Annotated in this window: 18 protein-coding genes; 8 read left to right on the top strand and 10 right to left on the bottom strand. The window is 65.8% G+C overall.

Features of this window, described 5'->3' with window-relative positions; genetic code table 11:
• Nucleotides 1-67: 67 nt before the first annotated feature.
• The 5 genes from AC3WLX_RS15395 to AC3WLX_RS15375 all read right to left on the bottom strand — a co-directional run bounded on the left by AC3WLX_RS15395 (nt 68) and on the right by AC3WLX_RS15375 (nt 2,603).
• Nucleotides 68-466, bottom strand: a complete 399-nt coding sequence (locus tag AC3WLX_RS15395; RefSeq protein WP_492336582.1) for a hypothetical protein — start codon at nt 464-466, stop codon at nt 68-70.
• Nucleotides 467-491: 25 nt separating this feature from the next.
• Nucleotides 492-1,409 (bottom strand): 4-hydroxy-tetrahydrodipicolinate synthase, encoded by a 918-nt coding sequence (gene dapA / locus AC3WLX_RS15390; RefSeq protein ID WP_492336581.1) that lies wholly within the window; start codon nt 1,407-1,409, stop codon nt 492-494.
• A gap of 23 nt (nt 1,410-1,432) precedes the next feature.
• Nucleotides 1,433-1,687 (bottom strand): hypothetical protein, encoded by a 255-nt coding sequence (locus AC3WLX_RS15385; RefSeq protein ID WP_492336580.1) that lies wholly within the window; start codon nt 1,685-1,687, stop codon nt 1,433-1,435.
• A 139-nt stretch (nt 1,688-1,826) separates the two neighbouring features.
• Nucleotides 1,827-2,024 (bottom strand): hypothetical protein, encoded by a 198-nt coding sequence (locus AC3WLX_RS15380; RefSeq protein ID WP_492337299.1) that lies wholly within the window; start codon nt 2,022-2,024, stop codon nt 1,827-1,829.
• 102 nt (nt 2,025-2,126) lie between these two features.
• Nucleotides 2,127-2,603 (bottom strand): hypothetical protein, encoded by a 477-nt coding sequence (locus AC3WLX_RS15375; protein ID WP_492336579.1) that lies wholly within the window; start codon nt 2,601-2,603, stop codon nt 2,127-2,129.
• A 487-nt stretch (nt 2,604-3,090) separates the two neighbouring features.
• On the opposite strand from AC3WLX_RS15375, the gene AC3WLX_RS15370 reads away from it, so the two are divergent.
• The 6 genes from AC3WLX_RS15370 to AC3WLX_RS15345 all read left to right on the top strand — a co-directional run bounded on the left by AC3WLX_RS15370 (nt 3,091) and on the right by AC3WLX_RS15345 (nt 11,351).
• Nucleotides 3,091-3,180: a K(+)-transporting ATPase subunit F gene (locus AC3WLX_RS15370; RefSeq protein ID WP_035677463.1), complete on the top strand. Its 90-nt coding sequence runs from the start codon at nt 3,091-3,093 to the stop codon at nt 3,178-3,180.
• A 113-nt stretch (nt 3,181-3,293) separates the two neighbouring features.
• Nucleotides 3,294-4,997 (top strand): potassium-transporting ATPase subunit KdpA, encoded by a 1,704-nt coding sequence (gene kdpA, locus AC3WLX_RS15365; protein WP_492336578.1) that lies wholly within the window; start codon nt 3,294-3,296, stop codon nt 4,995-4,997.
• A gap of 24 nt (nt 4,998-5,021) precedes the next feature.
• Complete coding sequence (gene kdpB, locus AC3WLX_RS15360) at nt 5,022-7,139, top strand: potassium-transporting ATPase subunit KdpB (RefSeq protein ID WP_492336577.1); 2,118 nt, start codon at nt 5,022-5,024, stop codon at nt 7,137-7,139.
• A 156-nt stretch (nt 7,140-7,295) separates the two neighbouring features.
• On the top strand, nt 7,296-7,901 hold the full coding sequence (locus tag AC3WLX_RS15355) for a K(+)-transporting ATPase subunit C (RefSeq protein ID WP_492336576.1): 606 nt from the start codon (nt 7,296-7,298) through the stop codon (nt 7,899-7,901).
• 40 nt (nt 7,902-7,941) lie between these two features.
• On the top strand, nt 7,942-10,665 hold the full coding sequence (locus AC3WLX_RS15350; protein ID WP_492336575.1) for a DUF4118 domain-containing protein: 2,724 nt from the start codon (nt 7,942-7,944) through the stop codon (nt 10,663-10,665).
• Nucleotides 10,662-11,351, top strand: a complete 690-nt coding sequence (locus AC3WLX_RS15345) for a response regulator (protein ID WP_492336574.1) — start codon at nt 10,662-10,664, stop codon at nt 11,349-11,351. Before AC3WLX_RS15350 ends, AC3WLX_RS15345 begins: the two co-directional genes overlap by 4 nt.
• Nucleotides 11,352-11,521: 170 nt before the next feature.
• Here the strand turns inward: AC3WLX_RS15345 and ku are convergent, their stop codons facing one another.
• A complete protein-coding gene (gene ku, locus AC3WLX_RS15340; RefSeq protein WP_291631492.1) occupies nt 11,522-12,406 on the bottom strand; it encodes a non-homologous end joining protein Ku in 885 nt (294 codons plus the stop codon).
• 133 nt (nt 12,407-12,539) lie between these two features.
• Between ku and ligD the strand changes: the two genes are divergently transcribed.
• Nucleotides 12,540-15,215 carry a DNA ligase D gene (gene ligD, locus AC3WLX_RS15335; protein WP_492336573.1) on the top strand — a complete coding sequence of 892 codons (2,676 nt, stop codon included), beginning with the start codon at nt 12,540-12,542 and terminating at the stop codon, nt 15,213-15,215.
• A 113-nt stretch (nt 15,216-15,328) separates the two neighbouring features.
• Here the strand turns inward: ligD and AC3WLX_RS15330 are convergent, their stop codons facing one another.
• Nucleotides 15,329-15,493 carry a DUF3309 family protein gene (locus tag AC3WLX_RS15330; RefSeq protein WP_018318514.1) on the bottom strand — a complete coding sequence of 55 codons (165 nt, stop codon included), beginning with the start codon at nt 15,491-15,493 and terminating at the stop codon, nt 15,329-15,331.
• A gap of 179 nt (nt 15,494-15,672) precedes the next feature.
• On the opposite strand from AC3WLX_RS15330, the gene AC3WLX_RS15325 reads away from it, so the two are divergent.
• Nucleotides 15,673-15,990 (top strand): polyhydroxyalkanoic acid system family protein, encoded by a 318-nt coding sequence (locus AC3WLX_RS15325; protein ID WP_291627678.1) that lies wholly within the window; start codon nt 15,673-15,675, stop codon nt 15,988-15,990.
• A gap of 2 nt (nt 15,991-15,992) precedes the next feature.
• Here AC3WLX_RS15325 and treY read toward each other — a convergent pair whose 3' ends face one another.
• Genes treY through glgX form a run of 3 tightly spaced genes read right to left on the bottom strand, consistent with a single transcriptional unit; the run spans nt 15,993 to nt 22,595 of the window.
• The gene (gene treY / locus AC3WLX_RS15320) at nt 15,993-18,767 is read right to left on the bottom strand and encodes a malto-oligosyltrehalose synthase (RefSeq protein WP_492336572.1); all 2,775 of its coding nucleotides are present in this window, start codon (nt 18,765-18,767) and stop codon (nt 15,993-15,995) included.
• Nucleotide 18,768: 1 nt separating this feature from the next.
• Complete coding sequence (gene treZ, locus AC3WLX_RS15315; protein WP_492336571.1) at nt 18,769-20,520, bottom strand: malto-oligosyltrehalose trehalohydrolase; 1,752 nt, start codon at nt 20,518-20,520, stop codon at nt 18,769-18,771.
• Nucleotides 20,517-22,595, bottom strand: a complete 2,079-nt coding sequence (gene glgX, locus AC3WLX_RS15310; protein ID WP_492336570.1) for a glycogen debranching protein GlgX — start codon at nt 22,593-22,595, stop codon at nt 20,517-20,519. Before glgX ends, treZ begins: the two co-directional genes overlap by 4 nt.
• Nucleotides 22,596-22,597 lie beyond the last annotated feature (2 nt).

Below are 22,597 nucleotides of genomic sequence, written 5' to 3'. Positions count from 1 at the left end.
TGCCGCTTATGATGTCCATCGTTGCGTAGGATTGCGAGATGAGCGCCGGCGCATCCGCATAGGAATGTCATAAAGATGCCGATCCACGCGCCGGCAGACCTCTGAAGAGATTGCGGCTCCGCTTCGGTCGGGGGGCCCGAGACGGCGCGGGATCCGAATGCGTGATCCCGACCGCCGCGGCAAAAGCGAGGCGCAGCCGCGGCTCCTCGATTTGCTGGCAGAACCGGTCCAGAATGTCCGACGCGTTCTGTGGCTCCCCGCTGATCGCCGCGCAGAGCTGCGAACTGGTTCGCCGGAAGAAGTGGAACGTCTCGTCGGCGGTGCGCCGTCCCCCGAGGCGATCGAGCTCCGCCGCGAGTGCTGCAACGTTGAGCCTGTCGGCTTCATCTCGCGTCACGGCAAGGCGCAGCAGCGCCAGCTTCCAGGGGTGGAGCAGCCTGTCAGATCCATCAAGAGGGTTGAGCATGCAATTCCGGACGGGCCTCGCCGCGTCAGGCTCCGATGCTGTCGATCAATTCCTCGTCGGCGATCGCAGCGAATGCGCGCACTACGCCTCTCTGCGCCGTGGCGTCCATCGGCACGATCGGAAGCCGGGTGGCGGCCGACGTCAGGCCGAGGACGCTGAGACCGTATTTGAGCGCGGCAGGACTTTCCCTGGACAGGCAGGCGATGAGCGGGATCAGGCGCTTGTGCAGGTAGCGGGCGGATTGCAGCCTGCCCTGCCTCACATGCGAGAAGATCGTCCGGCAGAGATCCGGAGCGATGTTGGCGACCTCCGAGATGGCGCCGTCGCCGCCGTCCACGATCAAAGCGAACGCAGTGCTGTCGTCGCCGGAGAGAAAGCGAAAATTCGCCGGCAGATTGCGTGACAGCCGCATCGGACGGGTGATGTCGCCGCTCCCGTCGCGCAGAGCGACGAGCTGACGGGATTCGAGCAAGCGCAGAAGCGTCTCGTCGCCAAGCGGGCGCAGCGTGCGGGAGGGAATGTCGTGCAGGATCACGGGAAGGCCGATCGCGCCGGCGATGGTGCGGAAATGCGCGAGCATGCCTTCCTGCATCGGCTTGTTGTAGGCGGGCACGACCGACATGACGGCGTCGGCGCCGGCCGCCTCCGCGCGCCGCGCAAGCTCGATGGCGTGGCTGGTTGAGTTCGAGACGGCGCCTGCGATGACCCGCACGCGGCCGCGGGCGACGTCGACCGCGGTGCGAATGACGAGCTCCTGCTCGGCCGGCGACAGTGTCGGCGCTTCCCCGGCCGTCTCGCAGACCACGATGGCGGGAACGCCGGCCGCGACCTGTCGCTCGCACAGCGCGGCGAACGCCTCGAGGTCGATCCCATCCGCCGCGTCGAACGGGGTCGGCAGGTCAGGAATGAATCCGGTGAACCAGGCAGCGGGAGGGATGAGCATGGTGGTTGCCTGTCGGCGCCGGTTCAAGCGGCGCTCCGCGAGACGATGATGTCGGGGCGCTTGCCCATGTCCAGCTCGAGTTCGCGCGGCAACTCGACGATGGTTTCGGGATGCTGTCCGTTCTCGAACAGCGCATATTTGATTGCCTGGGCGCGGCTGACGAACAGGCCGCCATAGAGGCCGTTCTGCTCCTGGGCGACCCATTGTCCCCGGCGATTCCTGCCGATGAAGACGACGGTCGAAGGCGAGCTGCACGAGGGAGGTTCGACGAGTTTCACGGGTTTGATCCTTTTGAACGATGCCGGCCTCGGACGCATCTCCTTGCCGGCGTGCTCAATATCGCCAGCCGCGAATATGATTTCGAGGGCGAGTGCGCGGCGATCTCATAGGAAGGTTATAAAGCCGGCGCTGTGCCGTTCAGGCCGGATCGATGACGATGTGGACCAGCGCGAACAGCGCGGCGAAGGCGACTGCCTCGTCCCAATGATTGAGCGCGGCCCCGAACAGAGGCTCCCGCCTGACGAGGCTGGCGAGCGCGCACAGGACGATCGACATCCAGAGCAGCACGGCGAGGCTTCGGCCGAAGCCGACGCTGCCGAATGCGGCAAAGCCCATGAGGAGCACGAGACGGACGGCGAATCGCGCGATCACGCGCGCGGGCTCAGCGTGCGCAGCATGTCCGGAGCTTGCGGCATGGCGTCGATCCGTCGGGCGAGTCTAGCCGAAATTGTCGCAGACCACCGGCTCGCAGAGCGGATCCGGCGCAGGACGGACGGCAGGACGAAAAGGAACGCTGGGCCGCGGTACATCCGCCGCCAGCCCCTGCACCTCGAGGAACGCCGACAGCAGGGCGAGCGCGAGGTCGGCATGGCGCGCCTCGACCGCGGCATCCAGCCAGTCCGGCAGCTCGCGCTCGCGCGAGAGCGCGCAATGCCACTCGCCCTCGTCATAGGCGATGCGGCGGACCTGCCACATCGGCAGCTCCAGCTCCATCAGCACCAGCGCCGCGTCCGCCCAGGCCTCGGCGTCGATCAGGCGCGTGAGGCGTGCGGTGCGGCCGTCCTGGCCGCGCGAGGGGATGCGCCGGCAGGCGTGTGCGATGATGTCGAGCATCAGCGGCCGCGTCATCGCCTGCGCATTGCCCAAGCGGTCGCCGAGTGATGGTGCATCGTAACGTCGGAAAGCGGCGGTCATGTCAGGCCTCCTGGAATTTGGCGTCGGTCAGTCGGCCGGCCTCTCCAAGATGGCTGGAATGGCATTTGAAAACGAGATGATGAGGGGGCGGGAGATATAGGGATATCATAAAAGGTGCGGGGCTTTGCGCCATGCTCCACTCACCCGGCGAACGCGGAGAGGGCAGCCGATCAGCCTGCCTGTGACCGTGCGAGGGGGCGGGCTTTTATGAGATTCCTATAACTTTGCCATAGCCCTCATCTCGAAAACCTATGTCCCGGATGGCACTTCAGCGCGGTGAGAGCTCCCGGCGGGCGCCACGGAACATGTGCCGTGATTGATTCATCGCAAGCGGGCTGCCGGAAGCAGAAAATGGGGTTGCGTCCAAGGTTGTCGCAACGAGGAGCACTTTCATGATGGACCTTCTGATGGTGGCGCTCGCCGTCGCCTTTTTCGCCCTCGCGATCGGTTACACCTACGCCTGTGAACGGCTGTAACGGAGCGGGCCATGATCTTTGATTACACGCTCGCGGGCGCCGTCTCGTTCGGCCTCTTGATCTATCTCACCTATGCACTGCTGCGGCCCGAGCGGTTTTGACGCCGTGCTGCTGCTTGTCGAATTGCTGCTGGCCGACGCCGCGCTCGTTGCGGGCCTGCTTGCGTTGCTCCTGCCGCTGTTGCGCCGGACCCAAAGCCTGAAGGGTTAATGCCATGACTGTGATCGGTTGGTTCCAGATCATTCTTTATTGCGCGATCGTCGTCGCGCTGACCAAGCCACTCGGCGGGTACATGACGCGCGTGTTTGGCGGCGAGCGCACCTTCCTGTCGCCGGTCCTGCGCCCGATCGAGGCCGGCATCTACTGGATCTCCGGCGTCGACGAGAAGCGCGAGCAGCACTGGCTGACCTACACGGTCGCCATGCTGCTGTTCCACGTCGGCGGCTTCCTCGTCATCTACGGCCTGATGCGGCTCCAGGCCATGCTGCCCTTCAATCCGGCCGGGCAGTCCGCGGTTGCGGAGGATCTGTCCTTCAACACCGCGATCTCCTTCATCACCAACACCAACTGGCAGAACTACGGAGGCGAGAGCACGCTGTCCTATCTGACCCAGATGGTCGGCCTCACGCACCAGAATTTTCTGTCGGCGGCGACCGGCATCGTGCTGGCCGTTGCCCTCATCCGCGGCTTTGCCCGCGCCTCCGTACGCACGGTCGGCAATTTCTGGGTGGACGTCACCCGCTGCACGCTCTACGTCCTGCTGCCGATCTGCATCGTCTACACGCTGTTCCTGGTCTGGCAGGGCATGCCGCAGACGCTCGGGGCCTATGTCGAGGCGACCACGCTCGAGGGGGCCAAGCAGACCATCGCGGTCGGCCCGGTCGCCTCGCAGGTCGCGATCAAGATGCTCGGCACCAATGGCGGCGGCTTCTTCAATGCCAACGCCGCGCATCCGTTCGAGAATCCGACCGCGCTGTCGAACTTCGTGCAGATGCTCTCGATCTTCGTGCTCGGCGCGGCGCTCACCAACGTGTTCGGACGGATGGTCGGCAACCAGCGCCAGGGCTGGGCGATCCTCGCGGTGATGGGCGTGCTGTTCGTCGCCGGCGTCGGCGTCTGCTATTGGGCGGAAGCCAGCGGCACCGCGACAATGCATGCGCTGGGCCTGACCGGCGGCAACATGGAAGGCAAGGAGGTCCGCTTCGGCATCGTCGCGTCCTCCCTGTTCGCCGTGATCACGACCGCGGCCTCCTGCGGTGCCGTCAACGCCATGCACGACAGCTTCACTGCGCTCGGCGGCATGATCCCGCTGATCAACATGCAGCTCGGCGAGATCATCGTCGGCGGCGTCGGTGCCGGCATGTACGGCATGCTGCTGTTCGTCATCCTCGCGATCTTTGTCGCGGGGCTCATGGTCGGCCGCACCCCGGAATATGTCGGCAAGAAGATCGAGGCGCGCGAGGTCAAGATGGCGATGCTCGCCATTCTCGTCCTGCCGCTGATGATTCTCGGCTGGACCGCCGTCGCCGTGGTCTATCCGGCGGCGGTCGCCTCCATGGCGAATGCCGGGCCGCACGGCTTCACCGAAGTGCTGTACGCTTTCACCTCGGGGGCGGCCAACAACGGCTCGGCCTTCGCGGGCCTCACCGGCAACACCTTCTTCTACAATCTCACGCTTGCCAGCGCGATGTTCGTCGGCCGCTTCTTCATGATCGTGCCGGCCATGGCGATCGCGGGCTCGCTCGCGGCCAAGAAATCGATCCCGCCGTCGATGGGGACGTTCCCCACCACGGGCGGCCTGTTCGTCGGCCTCGTCGTCGGCGTCATCCTGATCATGGGCGGCCTGACCTTCTTCCCGGCGCTCGCGCTCGGCCCCATCGTCGAGCACCTCGCGATGAACGCCGGCAACCTGTTCTGATCCAGCTCTTTCGGAGTGACCTCCATGGAACCCGTCCATAAACCCAACAAGCGCATGCCCGTCTCGGCGATGCTGGATCCGAAGATCGTGATGCCGGCGATCGGCGCGGCCTTCGCCAAGCTCGATCCGCGCGCCATGATCAAGAACCCCGTCATGTTCGTGGTCGAGATCGTCGCCGCGCTCACCACCGTGATCTTCCTGCGCGATCTTCTCACCGGCGGCGAGAATCTCGGCTTCACCTTCCAGATCATCCTCTGGCTGTGGTTCACCGTGCTGTTCGCCAACCTTGCTGAAGCGGTGGCCGAGGGCCGGGGCAAGGCGCAGGCCGAGACGCTGCGGAAGACTCGCACCGAGAGCCAGGCCAAGCTCCTGAGTGGCGTGGGCGGCGACTACAAGCTCGTCTCGGGCACCAGCCTGAAGGTCGGCGATCTCGTGCTGGTCGAGGCGGGCGACACGATCCCCTCGGACGGCGAGGTGATCGAGGGCGTCGCCTCCGTCAACGAGGCCGCCATCACCGGCGAGTCGGCGCCCGTGATCCGCGAGTCCGGCGGCGACCGTTCGGCGGTGACAGGCGGCACGCAGGTGCTGTCGGACTGGATCCGCGTCCGCATCACGGCAGCCCAGGGCTCGACCTTTATCGATCGCATGATCAAGCTGGTCGAGGGCGCGGAGCGGCAGAAGACGCCGAACGAGATCGCGCTCAACATTCTGCTCGCCGGCCTCACCATCATCTTCGTGTTCGCCACCGTGACGATCCCGAGCTACGCGGCCTATGCCGGCGGCTCGATCTCGGTGATCGTGCTGGTGGCGCTGTTCGTGACGCTGATCCCGACCACGATCGGCGCGCTGCTGTCGGCGATCGGCATCGCCGGCATGGACCGCCTCGTCCGCTTCAACGTGCTGGCGATGTCGGGCCGCGCGGTCGAGGCCGCCGGAGACGTCGACACGCTGCTGCTCGACAAGACCGGCACCATCACGCTCGGCAACCGGCAGGCGACCGCGTTCCGTCCCGTGCGAGGCGTCACCGAGCAGGAACTGGCGGACGCCGCCCAGCTCGCCTCGCTCGCCGACGAGACGCCGGAAGGCCGCTCCATCGTCGTTCTGGCCAAGGAGAAGTACGGCATCCGCGGCCGCGACATGGCGGAGCTGGGCGCGACCTTCGTTCCGTTCACGGCCCAGACCCGCATGAGTGGCGTCGATGCCGGCGGCTCCTCGGTGCGCAAGGGCGCGGTCGACGCCATCCTCAATTATGTCGGCGGCGGGGCACCGACCGCGATCGCCTCGGGCAATGCGGCGCGGGCCATGCAGCCCGTGGCCTTGTCGGAGGCGGGCCGCGAGATCAGCGCCATTGCCGACGAGGTCTCCAAATCGGGCGGCACGCCGCTGGCTGTCGCCAGGGATGGCAGGCTGCTCGGGATCGTCCAGCTCAAGGACATCGTCAAGGGCGGCATTCGCGAGCGCTTCGCGGAGCTGCGCCGCATGGGCATCCGCACCATCATGATCACCGGCGACAATCCGATGACGGCTGCCGCCATCGCGGCCGAAGCCGGGGTCGACGACTTCCTGGCGCAGGCAACGCCCGAGGACAAGCTCAAGCTGATCCGGGACGAGCAGGCCAAGGGCAAGCTGGTGGCCATGTGCGGCGACGGCACCAACGACGCGCCGGCGCTCGCGCAGGCCGACGTCGGCGTCGCCATGAACACCGGCACCCAGGCCGCCCGCGAGGCCGGCAACATGGTCGACCTCGACTCCAACCCGACCAAGCTGATCGAGGTGGTCGAGATCGGCAAGCAGCTCCTGATGACCCGCGGTGCGCTGACCACGTTCTCGATCGCCAACGACGTGGCCAAGTACTTTGCGATCATCCCGGCGATGTTCCTGGCATTCTACCCGCAGCTCAGCGTGCTCAACGTCATGAACCTGTCGAGCCCGCAGAGCGCCATCCTGTCGGCGATCATCTTCAACGCGCTGGTCATCATCGGATTGATCCCGCTCGCGCTGAAGGGCGTCGCCTATCGCGCCGTCGGCGCTGGCGCGCTGCTGCGGCGTAACCTGTTGATCTACGGCCTCGGCGGCATCGTCATCCCCTTCATCGGCATCAAGGCGATCGACCTCGTCGTGACCGCCTTCCACTTGGCTTGACCGTTGTCATGCGAGGAGCAAATTCTCTCTGTCATTCCGGGGCGCCTCGAAGAGGCGAACCCGGAATCTCGAGGTTCCGGGTTCGATGCTTCGCACCGCCCCGGAACGACGGGAGAGATGCTTCGCTCGCAATGACAAAATCATTGGAGACTTAACATGCTCAGAGAAATCCGCCCCGCCATCGTCCTATTGCTGGCACTCACCGCCATCACCGGCCTGGCCTATCCGCTGGCGATGACGGCCATTGCCGGCGCAATCTTCCCGACACAGGCGCAGGGCAGCCTGATCGAGAAGGGGGGCAAGGTGATCGGCTCCGCCCTGATCGGGCAGGAGTTCAAGGACGACAAGTATTTCCATGGCCGCCCGTCGGCGACGGTTGCGCCGGACCCGAATGATTCGACCAAGACGGTGCCGGCCCCCTACAACGCCGCCAATTCGGGCGGCTCCAATCTCGGCCCGACCAGCAAGGCGCTGGCCGACCGGCTGAAGGAGGATGTGGACAAGCTCAGGAGCGAGAATCCGAACGCGGCCGTGCCGGTCGACCTGGTGACGACCTCGGCTAGCGGCCTCGACCCGAACATCTCGCCGGAAGCGGCGCAATTCCAGGTGCCGCGCGTGGCCAAGGCGCGAAATATGCCGGAAGATCAGGTCAGGCAGCTCGTGACCGCCCACACGGAAGGCCGTCTGCTCGGCTTCCTCGGCGAGCCCAGGGTCAATGTTCTGGCGTTGAACCTCGGGCTCGACCGCATGGCGGCGAAGTAGCCGTCTAGGCTCGCAGTGGACGGATGATTATACTGCCCTGATGGTCCGAGAGCGCCGCGATCCCGAACAACGTCCGTCTCCCGAGGCGCTGCTGGAAGCTGCGCGCCGGGAGGAGAGCGCGAGCGGCAAGCTGAAGATCTTCGTCGGCGCCGCCCCCGGCGTCGGCAAGACCTACGAGATGCTGCAGAGCGCCCATGCCAAGCGCAAGGCCGGCATCGATGTCGTGGTCGGTTTCGTCGAAACCCACGGCCGCGCCGAGACCGAGGCGCTGGTGCGCGGCCTCGAAGTGGTCCCGCGCAAGAGGCTCGACTACCGCGGCCAGATCGTCGAGGAGATGGATCTCGATGCGGTGATTGCGCGGCGGCCGCAGATCGCATTGGCCGACGAGCTCGCCCACACCAATGCGGCGGGCAGCCGCCATCCCAAGCGCTACATGGATGTCGAGGAGCTGCTCTCCCACGGAATCGACGTCTACACCGCCGTCAACATCCAGCACATCGAGAGCCTGAACGACGTCGTCGCCCAGATCACCCATGTCCGGGTTCGCGAGACCGTGCCGGACTCGGTGTTCGACCGCGCCGACGCGATCGAGCTGATCGATCTGACGCCGGACGATCTGATCCAGCGGCTGAAGGAGGGCAAGGTCTATGTGCCCAAGCAGGCCGAGCGGGCACTGGAGCATTATTTCTCTCCGGGCAATCTCACCGCGCTGCGCGAGCTGGCGCTGCGGCGCACCGCCGAGCGGGTTGACGAGCAGCTCCTCACCCATATGCAGGCCAATGCCATTGCCGGGCCCTGGGCCGCGGGCGAGCGCATCCTCGTCTGCGTCAGCGAGGATCCCCGCGCCGCCGGCCTCGTGCGCTACACCAAGCGGCTGGCCGACCGGCTGCATGCGCCGTTCACCGCGATCTCGATCGAGACGCGGCGATCCCTGCAATTGTCCGACGAGCAGCGCGATCGGCTGGCCGATACGCTGCGGCTGGCGGAATCGCTCGGCGGCGAAGCGCTGACCATTCCCGCCGTCGGGCGCCGCATTGCCGACGACGTCGTCAATTTCGCCCAAGGCAACAACGTCACCCAGATCGTGATCGGCAAGTCGAGCCGCTCGCGCTGGTTCGAGATGACGCGCGGCTCGGTCGTGCACGACCTGGTGCGCCGCGCCGGCAACATCACCGTCCACGTCATCGCCGGCGACGAGATGCCCGGCGAGGCCGCGCCCAAGACCGCGGTGCAGACCGCCGCCCGGTCGGAGCCGTTCGATCCGCTGCCCTATCTGAAGGCGCTCGGGATCGTGCTGATCGGCCTCGGCGCCGCGGAGCTGATCCAGCCCCGGTTCGGCATCGAGAACGTCGACCTCGTGCTGCTGACGGCGGTGGTCGCGGTTGCCGTGCGCTATGGCTTATGGCCGTCGCTGCTGGCGACCGTCGCGGCGTCGCTGTGCTACAATTTCTTCTTCCTGCCGCCGCTCTACACCTTCACGATCACCGATCCGACCAATGTCGCCGCCTTCCTGCTGTTCCTGGTGGTGGCGATGATCGTCTCCAATGTCGCCGCGCGCGTGCGCATCCAGGCCGACACTGCCATAGGCCGGGTCAGGATGACCGAGCAACTTTATGCCTTCAGCCGCAAGCTCGCCGGCACCGCGACGCTCGACGACGTGCTGTGGGCCAGCGCCTACCAGATCGCTTTGATGCTGAAGGTGCGCGTGGTGCTGCTGTTGCCGGACGCGGGCCTGCTCACGGTGAAGTCAGGTTATCCGCCCGAAGACGAGCTCGATCAGGCCGACCTCGCCGCCGCCAACTGGGCCTGGCGCAACGATCGCCCCGCCGGCCGCGGCTCGGACACGTTGCCGGGCGCCAAGCGGCTGTTCCTGCCGATGCGCACCGGGCGCGGCCCGATCGGCGTGATCGGCATCGACAACGATCGCACCGGCCCGCTGCTGACGCCGGACCAGCGCCGGCTGCTCGATGCGCTGGTCGACCAGGGCGCGCTCGCGATCGAGCGCGTGCTGCTGGTCGAGGACATGGACCGGGTCAAGCGAACCGTCGAATCCGAGCGGCTGCGCTCGGCGCTGCTCACCTCGATCTCGCACGATTTGAAGACGCCTCTCGCCTCCGTGTTGGGAGCGGCTTCCACCATGCGCGATCTCGCCGGCGCTCTCTCCGACACCGAGAAGCGCGACCTGCTGGCCACCGTGATCGACGAATCCGAGCGGCTCAACCGCTTCATTGCCAATCTGCTCGACATGACCAAGCTCGAATCCGGCGCCATCGTGCCCAACACGGCGCTGCACGACCTCGGCGAGATCGTCGGCAGCGCGCTGCGGCGCGCCAGCAAGATCCTCAGCCGGCACAAGGTCGAGCTGGTGCTGGCCGCCGAGCTGCCGATGCTTCAGCTCGATGCCGTGCTGTTCGAGCAGGTGCTGTTCAACCTCCTCGACAACGCGGCCAAATATTCGCCGCCGGAGACCACGATCATGATCCGTGGCCGGCGTGACGGTGGTCAGGTCGTGCTCGAGATCGCCGACGAGGGAGCCGGCATTCCGCCCGGCGAACTCGAAAGCGTGTTCGACAAGTTCTACCGCGTGCAGAAGGGCGATCACGTCCGCCCCGGGACGGGGCTCGGACTTGCCATCTCCCGCGGCTTCGTCGAAGCGATGGGCGGCACGATCTCCGCCGCCAATCGCGGCGGGCGGAGCGGCGCGGTCCTGACGATTCGGCTGCCCGTTCCGGCAGAGAGCCACGCATTGGATACCGCCGCATGAGCGCTGCTCCGATCAAGGTCCTGGTCATCGACGACGAGCCGCCGATCCGCAAATTGCTGCGGATGGGATTGACCACGCAAGGCTACGACATCCTGGAGGCGTCGAACGGAAAGATGGCTCTGGAGAAGCTTGCCGAAGAGCCGGCGCTGATCATTCTCGATCTCGGCCTGCCCGACGTGCAGGGGCACGAGCTGCTCCGCACCATCCGCACCCGCAACGAAGGCGTGCCCATCGTGGTGCTGTCGAGCCGGGGCGACGAAGCCGGCAAGGTCCAGGCGCTTGATCTCGGCGCCGACGATTATCTGACCAAGCCATTCGGCATGGAGGAGCTGCTGGCGCGCCTGCGCGCCGCGCTGCGCCACCAGCTTCAGGTCAAGGGCGAGCGCCCGGTGTTCCGCACCGGCGATCTCTCGGTCGATCTCGTTCGCCGCATCGTCAAGGTCGGCGAGCGCGAGGTGAAGCTCTCGCCGAAGGAGTACGACCTGTTGCGGGTGCTGGTGCAGCATGCTGGCAAGGTGCTCACCCACCGCTTCCTGCTGCGGGAGCTCTGGGACGAGCTGACCGACGCGCAATATCTGCGCGTCTATGTCCGCCAGCTCCGCCAGAAGATTGAAGCCGATCCGGAGCGGCCGCAATATGTGCTGACGGAAACGGGGATCGGGTATCGGCTGAAGGCGGGGGATTGAGCGTAGCTCCGCGGCATCGCGTGCCGGCCTGAGGCAAACTCGTCATGGCCGGGCTTGACCCGGCCATCCACGTCTATCGGCATACCAGGACGCGCGTGGATGCCCGGGGCAAGCCCGGGCATGACGACGGAAGTTGTGGCGCCCGCCTGCTTCCGCAAGGACGGAGTAAATCAGCCCGCCTTCCTCTGCCGCGCCGTCGACCGATGCGCCTTCTTTGCACTTCGATTCCGCCCGGTCGCACGGCGCGGGTGCGGCTTCGCTGCGGCCTTCTTGCCGCCGCGTCCCTTCAGGCTCTGCTTCAGCGCATCCATCAGGTTGACGACGTTGCTCGGCCGCTCCTCGGGCTCCGGCAGCTCGATCTTCTTGCCGCTGGCCTTGCGCTTCACCAGCGCCTTCAGCGCGTTCTCGTACTCGTCCTTGAACTTGCTGGGGTCGAAATGCGCCGCCTTGGTCTGCAGGATGTGGCCGGCGAGTTCGACCATATCCTTGGTGATCTTGGGGCTCTTGATGTCGTCGAAGAACTGGTCCTCGTCGCGCAGCTCGTAGGGGAAGCGCAGGGTGGTGCCGAGCAGGCCCTTGCCGCGCGGCTCGATCGCCATGACGTGCTCGCGGTTGGTGAGGACGATCTTGGCGAGCGCCACGCGCTCCTGGTCCTTCATGGCGTCCCGGATCACGGCGAAGGCGTCGACCGCGGCCTTGCCGTCGGGGGCGATGTAGTAGGGATGGTTGAGGAAGCGCTGGTCGATCTCCTCGCGCGGCACGAAGCTCTCGATATCGATGGTGTGATTGCTCTCGATCTGGACCGCGTCCAGCTCTTCCGGCTCGATCTCGACATATTTGCCCTTGCGCACTTCGTAGCCGCGGCCCTTCTGGTCGCTCTCGACGACGTCGCCCGTTTCGGAATCGATCATCTGCTGCTTGAGCCGGTTTCCGGTCTCCCGGTTGATCAGGTGAAACCGCGTCTTCTCGGCCGCCGTCGTCGCCGGATAAAGCACGACCGGACAGCTGACCAGCGACAGCTTCAACGTTCCCTTCCAATAGGCGCGCGGGGCCATTCCATTCTCCAGCGTTTTCAAGGCGTTTTGCTTCAAGGCGATTTGGAACCCCAACCGTCCCATAGGGTTTTGGTTCCGGGCGGGACTTTCGCCGTGATAGGCTTTGAGTGCCGAAAGAGAAGCGGGATCGGTCGTGCTGCAGAAACTCTCCACTTACCGACAGAAGCGGGACTTCGAGAAGACGCCCGAACCTTCGGGCAAGACGGCGATCGCGCCCTCGAAGCAGCGCCGCTTCGTGATCCAGAAGCATGATGCCACCCGGCTTCACTACGACCTCAGGCTCGAGTTCGATGGCGTGTTCAAGTCCTGGGCGGTGACGAAGGGCCCATCGCTCGATCCGCACGACAAGCGGCTGGCCGTCGAGGTCGAGGATCATCCGCTCGATTATGGCGATTTCGAAGGCACGATTCCGGAAGGGCAATATGGCGGCGGCACGGTGATGCTGTGGGACCGCGGCACTTGGGAGGCGGACGATCCGGAAGCGGGATTCAAGAAGGGCGACCTGAAGTTCATCCTGCACGGCGAGAAGCTGCACGGTAGCTGGGTGCTGGTGCGGATGCGCAACCGCGGCGGCGAGAAGCGGACCAACTGGCTCCTGATCAAGCATCGTGACGAGTACGTCCGCGAAGGCGCGGATAACGATATTCTCGAGCAGGACAAGTCCGTCGCCTCCGGCCGCGCCATGGAGCAGATCGCCGAAGGCAAGGGCCGCGCGCCGAGGCCGTTCATGCTGGCGAGGGGCGGCAAGGCCAAGGCCGATGCAGTCTGGCAGTCCAACCGTGCCGAGGAAACGAAAGGGCGCACGGTGAAGCCGGCGCCGCGTACCGCGCTGAAGCGCGGCAAAGCGGCAAAGAAGAGCGCGACGACCGCGACCAGCGCCAGGAAGGTCTCGGCGATGCCGGACTTCGTGGCGCCGCAGCTCTGCACGCTGGTCGAGCGGCCGCCCGGGGACCAGGGTTGGTGCCACGAGATCAAGTTCGACGGCTATCGCGTGCAGCTCCGGGTCGAGGACGGCGAGGCGACGCTGAAGACGCGCAAGGGTCTCGACTGGACCGCCAAGTTCGGCTCCATTGCCAAGGAAGCGGCGGCGCTGCCGGATGGGATCATCGATGGCGAGATCGTCGCGCTCGACCACAACGGCGCGCCGAACTTCTCCTCGCTGCAGGCTGCGCTGTCCGACGGCAAGACCGACGATTTGATCTTCTTCGGCTTCGATCTGCTTTTCGCAGAGGGTCAGGATTTTCGCCGGCTACCGCTCGACGAGCGCAAGGCGCAGCTCAAGAAGCTGCTGGACAAGCGCAAGCGGAAATCGACCCAGATCCGCTATGTCGAGCATTTCGAGAGCGGCGGCGATGCCGTGCTGCAATCGGCCTGCAAGCTCGAGCTCGAAGGCGTGGTGTCGAAGAAGCTCAGCGCGCCGTATCGGTCCGGCCGCACCGAGAGCTGGGTCAAGTCGAAATGCCGCGCGGGCCACGAGGTGGTGATCGGCGGCTACAAGACCACCAACGGCAAATTCCGCTCGCTGATGGCCGGCGTCCAGCGCGGCGATCATCTCGCCTTTGTCGGCATGGTCGGCACCGGCTTCGGCGCCGACAAGGTCAAGCACCTCATGCCCGTCCTGAAGGCGGTGGAGGCCAAGCAAAGCCCGTTCGGCGGCAAGAATGCGCCGAAGAAGTCCCGCGAGGTGCATTGGCTGAAGCCGGAGCTCGTCGCGGAGATCGAATTCGCCGGCTTCACCGCCGACGGCAACATCCGCCAGGCCGCGTTCAAGGGATTGCGGCAGGACAAGCCGGCCGAGGAGGTCGAGGCGGAGAAGCCCGTCGATACCGAGCTTGCCGAGCCCAAAGCCCGGAAGCCGGCGCGCACAAAGGCGGGCCGGTCGTCGAACAAGGCCGCGCAAAATGCCGAGGTGATGGGCGTCGTCATTTCCAAGCCGGACAAGCCGCTCTGGCCGGATGACGGCGAGGGCGCTCCCGTGACCAAGCTGGACCTTGCGCGCTATCTCGAAGCCGTCGGCGAATGGATGATCGTGCACCTCAAAGGGCGGCCGTGTTCGCTGATCCGCGCCCCCGACGGCATCAAGGGCGAATCCTTCTTCCAGCGCCACGCGATGCAGGGTACCTCGAACCTTCTGGAGCTGGCGCGGGTCTCCGGCGACCGCAAGCCGTATCTCCAGATCGATCGCGTCGAGGGCCTTGCCGCGGTGGCGCAGATCGGCGGCGTCGAGCTGCATCCCTGGAATTGCGCGCCCTACGCCTACGACACACCAGGCCGGCTGGTGTTCGATCTCGACCCGGCGCCCGACGTCGTGTTTGCCGACGTGGTCGAGGCCGCCAAGGAGATGCGGCAGCGGCTCGCCGATCTCGGCATGGACAGCTTCTGCAAGACCACGGGCGGCAAGGGCCTGCACGTCGTGGTGCCGCTGCGCCATGGTGCGCGCGACAAGGTGAGCTGGAAAGAGGCCAAGGCCTTCGCGCAGGGCGTCTGCCAGTGGATGGCGGATGACGATCCCGAACGCTATCTGCTCAACATGTCGAAGAAGCTGCGCGAGGGAAAGATTTTCCTGGATTACCTGCGCAACGACCGCATGTCGACCGCGGTCGCGCCGCTGTCGCCGCGCGCGCGCGCCGGCGCGACCGTGTCGATGCCGGTCACCTGGGCGCAAGTGAAGAGCGATCTTGATCCAAAGCGTTACACGCTGCGCACCGTGCCGGGCCTGCTGGCGCGAACGAAGGCCTGGGAGAGCTATGACGATGCGGCCGCTTCGATCAAGGCGGCGATGAAGAAGCTGGCGGGGAAGGTGAAGTAGGCGCCTTCCAAAACGTCATCCGGGCTGCGCGATCGCGCAGACCCGGAATCCAGAGATTATGCGGCGCAAGATTCCGGGTTCGCGCTTGCGCGCGCCCCGGAATGACTGCGCGACTATATCCGCCCCATCAGGAGCAGGATCAGCAAGATGACGATGACGAGGCCAAGGCCACCCCCGCCGTAATAGCCGGTGCCGTAGAACGGCCCGCCGCCGATGCCGCTGAACCCGCCCAGCAGAGCGATGACCAGAATGATCAGAATGATCGTGCCGATTGACATGCGAATCTCCTCAGCCCTTCATGGAAAGGGTCGTTTGCACCTGTCCCGTTGTGAGGGGGCAACTTATCGCAGATTGTAAAGTTCCGCCTTTGAAACACGGCGGGCGGATCGAACGCGCATGGAACCTTTGTGGATCGACCCGGCATGACTATCTGAAGTCAGTCACAAGAGGTCCCGCCATGTCAGCACCGCTCGTCGTTTCAATTCCGCATCGTCTCGGGCGCGAGGAGGCGGTGCGCCGGCTCAAGACGGGGCTCGGCCGGGCCGCGGCGAGCATTCCCGTGATGCAGGTTGAGGAGGAGCGCTGGAGCGGCGACTGCATGAATTTCCGCATCCGCGCGCTCGGGCAGGTCGCGAGCGGTCAGGTCGAGGTCGGCGACGATCAGGTCCGGGTCGAGGTGGTGCTGCCCTGGCTGTTGCAGCGCTTTGCCGAGATGGCGCAAGCCACCATCAAGAAGCGCGGGCAATTGCTGCTCACCAAGGATGGCGGCAAGTGACTTCAGGCGGGCGCACGCTTCGCTGCAGTCGTGCTGCGCGCCTCGATGACGGCCACGGGTAGATCACGCAAGGCTTGCGCGAGCGGCAGTTCGTTGCCGTCAAGGCCCGGCCCTGTGTAGCCGGAGATGTCGACGGCCCCGTCGAATCCTAGCGGCGCCGGCCAGTCCCGGCCGCCTTGCGTAAACAGCGCGAAATGACGTCCGACGACGACGATGGCCGCCGTGCGTCCGTGGGTGCGAGCGAACGCAATGACGTGGTCGGCATGCGGGCCGCGCACGTCGAGCGGCTGATAGCCTCCGTGGACGAAAATATCGGGAAGACGGCTTCGCAGTGCCAGGAGATGCCGTGTCCAGGCCAGCTTGAGCCGGCCATCCGGCCAGGCCTTGGTCAAACCGCTCCAATCCGGCGCCTCCAACGCTGACAGGGCTGCATGACGTGCAGCGAAGTCGACCGGCCGGCGGTTGTCGGGGTCGACCAGCGACAGGTCCCAGAATTCGGTGCCTTGATAGAAGTCCGGCACGCCGGGGAGCATCGCCTTGAGCGTGAGCTGGCTCAGCGAGTTCAGCGTGCCGAGCAGTGCGACGCGGCGCGCCAGCGTCTGCAGCGCCTCCAGGAATTCCGCGGACCTGGCGGGGTCGAGGATCTTCGCGACGAAGTCTTGGATGCCGTTCTCATAGGCTTCATGCGGGTTGAGCCAGCTCGTCTCTTCCTTGCCCTCGCGCGCGGCCTTGAGCGCATAGGCCTGGATGCGCTCGACGAAGCCGGAATCGGCCGGCTCCTCGAGCGGCCAGGCGCCGAGCAGGGTCTGGTAGAGCATGTATTCGAACGTCGCCGATGGCGCGCGGAAGTTGCCGTGCAACGTGAGCTGCGGCGCGTTCAGCACTTTCCAGCGCGCCACCGCGCTGGTCCAGTCGCCGGGAATCTCGCTGAGCGCCGCGATCCGCATGCGGGCATCCTCGCCGCGTTTGGTGTCGTGGGTGGCCGTCGCGGTCATGCCGTGCGGCCACTCCCTGGCGCGGGCCTGCATGGCCTCATGGAAGTCGGGAATGGTGAGCCCGGTACTCGCGGGATCGCCGCCGACCTCGTTCAGCGCGAGCAGCCGGTGGAATTGATAGAACGCGGTGTCCTCCAGCGACTTCGCCATCATCGGCCCGGTGAATTGCTGCACCTTGAGCGCGAAGCGGCGCACGCGCGGGGCGCTGTGCGGGGGACGGCCGGGCTTGAGCAGGTCCATGGTCAGCGCATCGCGCAGGAAGTCGAAGATACCTTCGTCGGCGGCAAACCAATCCCGGCGGGCGCGCGCGATGGTGTCGTCGATCAGCTTGCGGTCTGGAGCAGTCGGACCGCTATGCGTCAGATAGGTGCGATAGACCGGGAAATGCAGGACATAAAGCTCGAGCGCCTGCCGCAGGCTGTCGGCCGAGAAGTCGCGCGTGGAGTAATGTCCGTTGGCGATGCGCGCGAGCAGGCGCGTCAGCACGGTGAATTCACTCGTGAGCAGCGTCTCCAGCACCCGGCGCTTTGCGTCCTTGACGTAGGGCGCAAGCTGCGGCGGCCGGTTGCTGATCTGCCGCCAGGTCTCGTCCAGCGCCTCCAGCCCCCTGGGATCGATCAGCACATGGGTGATGACGTTCATCCATTCATAGCCGGTGGTGCCCTGGACTCCGGCGAAATGCGGCAGGCGCTCGTGCTCGCACAGGATCTTCTCGATCACGGTGTAGAACGGCTTTGTATTGCCCTGGGCATCGCGCACCAGCCGGCGCAATCGTTGGCAATATTGTGCGGGGTCGCGCAGGCCGTCGATGTGGTCGAGACGGATGCCTTGCAGCTTTCCTTCTGCAACGAGCTGCTTGACCAGGCGGTGCGTGGCAGCGAACGTGCTCGCGTCCTCGACGCGCAGGCCTGCGAGCCCGTTGACGTCGAAGAAGCGGCGATAGTTGATGTCGCTGGAGGCGAGCCGCCAGTGCCCGAGCTTGTAGTGCTGGCGTTCGAGCAGATGATGCAGCGCGAGCGTCTGCGCCGGGCGGTCCTTGGCGGCGCGATAGGCGGCAAGGCCTTGCGCGATCAGGTCGGCAGCGCCTGAGATCTCCTTCAGCTCGGACTTGAAGGCGGGAGCTTCCTTGCGATTGGGCCGGCGCAATCCGGTGTAGCGTGCCGCCAGCGCGAGCAGGCGCTTGCCCGGCTCCGTGTCCGCCGCGTCCGCCTCCTTGACGATCATCCGCAATATCTCGCCATAGCGTTCCGGGGCGATAGGCAGGCGGTGCTCGAAATACCAGGCGGAGAAGCTTCCTTCATCGGGGGCGTAGCGAAGCTCGATATCGCCGCCCTCCAGCGCCTCGCCATAGGACGCGCCGAGGATCGGCAGCAGCACGCCGCCGCGGGCGCGAAAAGCCAGCTGATCCCAGTCGATGTCGAAGGAGACGGCGTGCGGTGAGGCTTGGCCCCATTCCAGCACGTCGAGCCACCAGGGGTTGTCGGCAAAATGCACGCCGACATGGTTGGGGACGAAATCGATGATGAGCCCGAGATCATGCTGCTGAAGCGCATCGCTCAGCCGCGCAAAGCCGGCCTCGCCGCCGAGCTCGGGATTAAATTGGCCGTGGTCGACGGTGTCGTAGCCGTGGGTCGAGCCCTTGCGGGCCTTCATCACCGGTGAAGTATAGAGGTGCGTGATCCCCAGCGCCTTCAGATAGGGCACGACCGCGGCGGCCTTGTCGAAGTCGAAATCCGCAGTGAGCTGGAGCCGGTAAGTGGCGAGCGGAATCGGGGGAGCCATGCTAACCTCCGAGATGCCAGACCACCGACCAGGGCGGGAGCCGCTCGCCGGCCCCGCTGCCCCAGATCGGCGTGCCCGCACCGGGCGTGGCGACGATCTCGTGATCCGACAGATTGGCGACGAGGCGCAAGGTCGCGCCGTCGCCCATGCGCCAATGGGCGGTGAGGAGGCCGTTGTCGGCTGCCTCGGCATCGCCGAAGCTTGCGCCCTTCAAGCGCGGCACGATCTCCTTGCGCCGCAGCGCGAGCAGGTCGCGCACGAGAGCTAATCGCGCGTTCTGCTCCGGCGTGCGGCCGGTCCAGTCGAGCACGGCCGATTGCAGCGTTGCCGGATCGAGTGGGTCGGGGACCTCGTCGCCGTATTTTTCGTAAGCCCAGGCATATTCCTGCTTGCGCCCCTTGCGCACGGCTTCGGCCAATCCGCCCTGGAAATCGCAGAAGAACGGGAAGGGGACCGTCGAGCCCCATTCCTTGCCCTGAAACAGCATCGGCACCATCGGCGCAAGAAGCGTCACAGCGAGCGCGGCCTCGATCTGCTGTGGCGATGCCAGGCTTTCCAGCCGTTCGCCGAGCGGGCGGTTGCCGATCTGGTCGTGGTTCTGCAGGAAGTTGACGAAGGTCGCCGGCGGCAGCTTGCCGCTCGGCTCGCCGCGCGGCTTCTTGCCCCAGAACTCGGAGATCTCGCCCTGGTAGACGAAGCCGGAGGCGAGCGCGCGCGCGAGATCCATGCGCGGCGTCTGGTAGTCGCCATAATAGCCGGCATGCTCGCCGGTCAGCATCACGTGCCAGGCGTGATGATAATCGTCGTTCCACTGTGCGCGATATTTGCCGTTCGGCGGCTCCTGCGCGGCGTCGAGCAGGCTGGCGCGGTTGTCGCCGTTCTCGAGCACGAGATGGATGTGGCGTCCCGTGGCCTTGGCGAGTTCGCCGGCGGCGACGCTGAGGTCCTGCAGCATGGACTGCTCGCCTGGGATCGCCATGATGTGGTTGGCAGCATCCAGTCTCAGGCCGTCGAAGCGGTAATCGCTGAGCCATGACAGCGCGTTCTCGACGGCAAAGGCGCGCGCCTGCGGCACGCGATAATCGATCGCGCTGCCCCACGGCGTGTGCGCGTCGGTGAAGAACGTCGGCGCGTAGCGGCCGAGGTAGTTTCCTTCCGGGCCGAAATGGTTGTAGACGACGTCGAGGAACACCATCAGCCCGCGCAGATGCGCCTCGTCGATCAGCGTCTTCAGGTCTTCGGGCCGGCCATAGGCGCTGTCGGGCGCATACCACAGCACGCCGTCATAGCCCCAGCCGCGGCGTCCTGCGAAATCGGCGAGCGGCATCAATTCCAGCGCGGTGATGCCGGTCGCGGCGAGATGATCGAGCTTGTCGATCATGGCGCGGTAGGTGCCCTCGGGCGTGAAGGTGCCGACATGGGTCTCGATCAGCACCGTTTCTTCCCAGGGACGACCGCGCCATTCGCGCGCGCGCCATGCGAAGGCGTCGTGATCGATCACCTCGCTCGGGCCGAACACGTCCTCCGGCTGGAAGGCCGAAGCGGGGTCCGGCACGTCGATCTCGTCGTCGATCCTGAATTTGTACGTGCTGCCGGAGGGCAGGCCGGCAATCTCGGCGACGTACCAGCCATCCTGGCGGCGCTGCATGACGTGCCTGCTGTCGAGCAGGAGGTCGACACGCCGCGCCGCCGGCGCCCACAGCCGGAACGACACGCCCTCCTTCGTCGGCCTTGCCCCGAAGGAGGGCCTCATAGCGCGCCCGCGAAGGCGAGCACCGAGCGCGGCGGCGCCTTGCTGTCGCTCCCCGGCAGGAAGTCGATCGTATTCAGCTTGGCATCCGTCGTGTTCAGGATCTGCTGCCAGCTCTGGTATTCGGGCATTTTCGGCAATTTGAATGCGATCTCTTCGGGAGCGGCGTTCAGTACGATAAAGATCGCGGCCCCACCCGGTTCCATCGGGCCCATCACATAGGAGAGGAACCGCCCATCCGGGAATGTCCAGTCGCTCTCCGTCATCTCGTTGCCTTCGGGCGTCAGCCACAGCGCACCGTAGGAGACGCCGTCCTTGGGCCGGCCATCGAGCCAGCGATGGCTGCGCAGCTGCGAGAACCTACGGCGAATGTCGGCGAGATGGGCGACGAAATCGATCATGTCGTCGCCCTCCTTGCCGAGATTGTCCCAGCCGACCCAGCCGACCTCGTTGTCCTGGCAATAAGCGTTGTTGTTGCCGGATTGCGAATTGCCGACCTCGTCGCCGGCGAGGATCAGCGGGACGCCCTGCGCCAGCATCAGGCAGGCCAGCACGTTCTTGCGCAGCTGGCGGCGCAGGCCGATGATCTTGGGATCGCCGGTCGGACCCTCCACGCCGCAATTGTTGCTGTGATTGTCGTTGGAGCCGTCGCGATTATCCTCGCCGTTGGCTTCGTTGTGCTTCTCGTTGTAGCTGAAGAGGTCGGCGAGCGTGAAGCCGTCGTGGACGGTGATGTGGTTGATGCTGGCGCGCGGCCGCCGCCCGTCGTGATTGAACAGGTCGGACGACGCCGTCATGCGGCTGGAGATGTCGCCGATCAGGCTGCCTTCGCCGCTCCAGTAGCGGCGCATCGCGCTGCGATAGCGGTCGTTCCATTCCGACCATTGCGAGGGGAAGGCGCCGACCTGATAGCCGCCGAGGCCGAGGTCCCACGGCTCGGCGACGAGCTTGACCGTGGCCAGCACGGGGTCCTGCCGCACCGCCGTCAGGAAGGAGCTACCGCGATCGAATCCGTTCGGCCCGCGCGCCAGCGTGGTGGCCAGATCGAAGCGGAAGCCGTCGACATGGCAGACCTCGACCCAGTAGCGCAGGGAATCCATCACCATCTGCAGCACGCGCGGATGGGCGAGATTCACGGAGGAGCCGCAACCGGTGAAGTCGTCGTAATAGCGCGGGTTCTCGCGGTTCAGCCAATAATACGAGGCATTGTCGATGCCGCGATAGCACAGCGTCGGGCCGAGGTGATTGCCTTCGGCGGTGTGGTTGTAGACGACGTCGAGCATCACCTCGATGCCGGCGTCGTGCAGCCGCGCCACCGTGGTGCGGAAGGAATCCAGCGCGTTGTCCTGGGCGTAGCGCGGCTCCGGCGCGAAGAAGGACAGCGTGTTGTAGCCCCAGTAATTGGCGAGCTTCTTCTCCATCAGGATGCGGTCGTCGACGAAGCTGTGCACCGGCAGCAGCTCGACCGTGGTGACGCCGAGCCTTTTCAGGTGCTCGATCATGGCGGGCGAGGACAGGCCGCCATAGGTGCCGCGCAGATTCGGCGGCACGTCGTCGCGCTTCTGGGTCAGGCCCTTGACGTGCGCCTCGTAGATGATGGTGTCTTCCCAGGGGATGTTGGGCCGGATTTCGCGCCGGCCCCAGTTGAAGGTCTCGTCGACCACGACCGCCTTCGGCATGCCGCGCGCATTGTCGCGCCGGTCGAACGACAGATCCTCGCGCGCGCTTCCGGTGCGGTAGGCGAAATGCGCATCGCTCCAGACCAGGCGGCCGGCAAGCCGCTTGGCGTAGGGATCGAGCAGCAGCTTGTTGGCATTGAAGCGGTGGCCGTGCTCCGGCTCGTAAGGGCCGTGCACGCGGTAACCGTAGAGCTGGCCGGGCGAGACGTCGTTGAGATAACCGTGCCAGACGTCCTCGGTCTTCTCGGGCAGCTCGATGCGCTCGAGCTCGCGGCGGCCCTGCATGTCGAACAGGCAAAGCTCGACCTTCTGCGCGTTGGCGGAGAACAGCGCGAAATTCGTACCGCGTCCGTCCCAGCTTGCGCCGAGGCGTGCCGGCGATCCAGCAGTCAGGCGCATCG

The sequence above is a fragment of the Bradyrhizobium sp. FW305-F6 genome (assembly GCF_058782905.1).
The sequence above is the reverse complement of the archived record's forward strand: the minus strand, read 5'-3'. Positions and strand labels throughout refer to the sequence as shown.

Coding starts and splice junctions, on each gene's coding strand:
- AC3WLX_RS15395 (WP_492336582.1), bottom strand. CDS start 466: ATGCTCAACCCTCTTGATGGATCTGACAGGCTGCTCCACCCCTGGAAG.
- dapA (WP_492336581.1), bottom strand. CDS start 1,409: ATGCTCATCCCTCCCGCTGCCTGGTTCACCGGATTCATTCCTGACCTG.
- AC3WLX_RS15380 (WP_492337299.1), bottom strand. CDS start 2,024: ATGGGCTTTGCCGCATTCGGCAGCGTCGGCTTCGGCCGAAGCCTCGCC.
- AC3WLX_RS15375 (WP_492336579.1), bottom strand. CDS start 2,603: ATGACCGCCGCTTTCCGACGTTACGATGCACCATCACTCGGCGACCGC.
- AC3WLX_RS15370 (WP_035677463.1), top strand. CDS start 3,091: ATGATCTTTGATTACACGCTCGCGGGCGCCGTCTCGTTCGGCCTCTTG.
- kdpA (WP_492336578.1), top strand. CDS start 3,294: ATGACTGTGATCGGTTGGTTCCAGATCATTCTTTATTGCGCGATCGTC.
- kdpB (WP_492336577.1), top strand. CDS start 5,022: ATGGAACCCGTCCATAAACCCAACAAGCGCATGCCCGTCTCGGCGATG.
- AC3WLX_RS15355 (WP_492336576.1), top strand. CDS start 7,296: ATGCTCAGAGAAATCCGCCCCGCCATCGTCCTATTGCTGGCACTCACC.
- AC3WLX_RS15350 (WP_492336575.1), top strand. CDS start 7,942: ATGGTCCGAGAGCGCCGCGATCCCGAACAACGTCCGTCTCCCGAGGCG.
- AC3WLX_RS15345 (WP_492336574.1), top strand. CDS start 10,662: ATGAGCGCTGCTCCGATCAAGGTCCTGGTCATCGACGACGAGCCGCCG.
- ku (WP_291631492.1), bottom strand. CDS start 12,406: ATGGCCCCGCGCGCCTATTGGAAGGGAACGTTGAAGCTGTCGCTGGTC.
- AC3WLX_RS15330 (WP_018318514.1), bottom strand. CDS start 15,493: ATGTCAATCGGCACGATCATTCTGATCATTCTGGTCATCGCTCTGCTG.
- AC3WLX_RS15325 (WP_291627678.1), top strand. CDS start 15,673: ATGTCAGCACCGCTCGTCGTTTCAATTCCGCATCGTCTCGGGCGCGAG.
- treY (WP_492336572.1), bottom strand. CDS start 18,767: ATGGCTCCCCCGATTCCGCTCGCCACTTACCGGCTCCAGCTCACTGCG.
- treZ (WP_492336571.1), bottom strand. CDS start 20,520: ATGAGGCCCTCCTTCGGGGCAAGGCCGACGAAGGAGGGCGTGTCGTTC.
- glgX (WP_492336570.1), bottom strand. CDS start 22,595: ATGCGCCTGACTGCTGGATCGCCGGCACGCCTCGGCGCAAGCTGGGAC.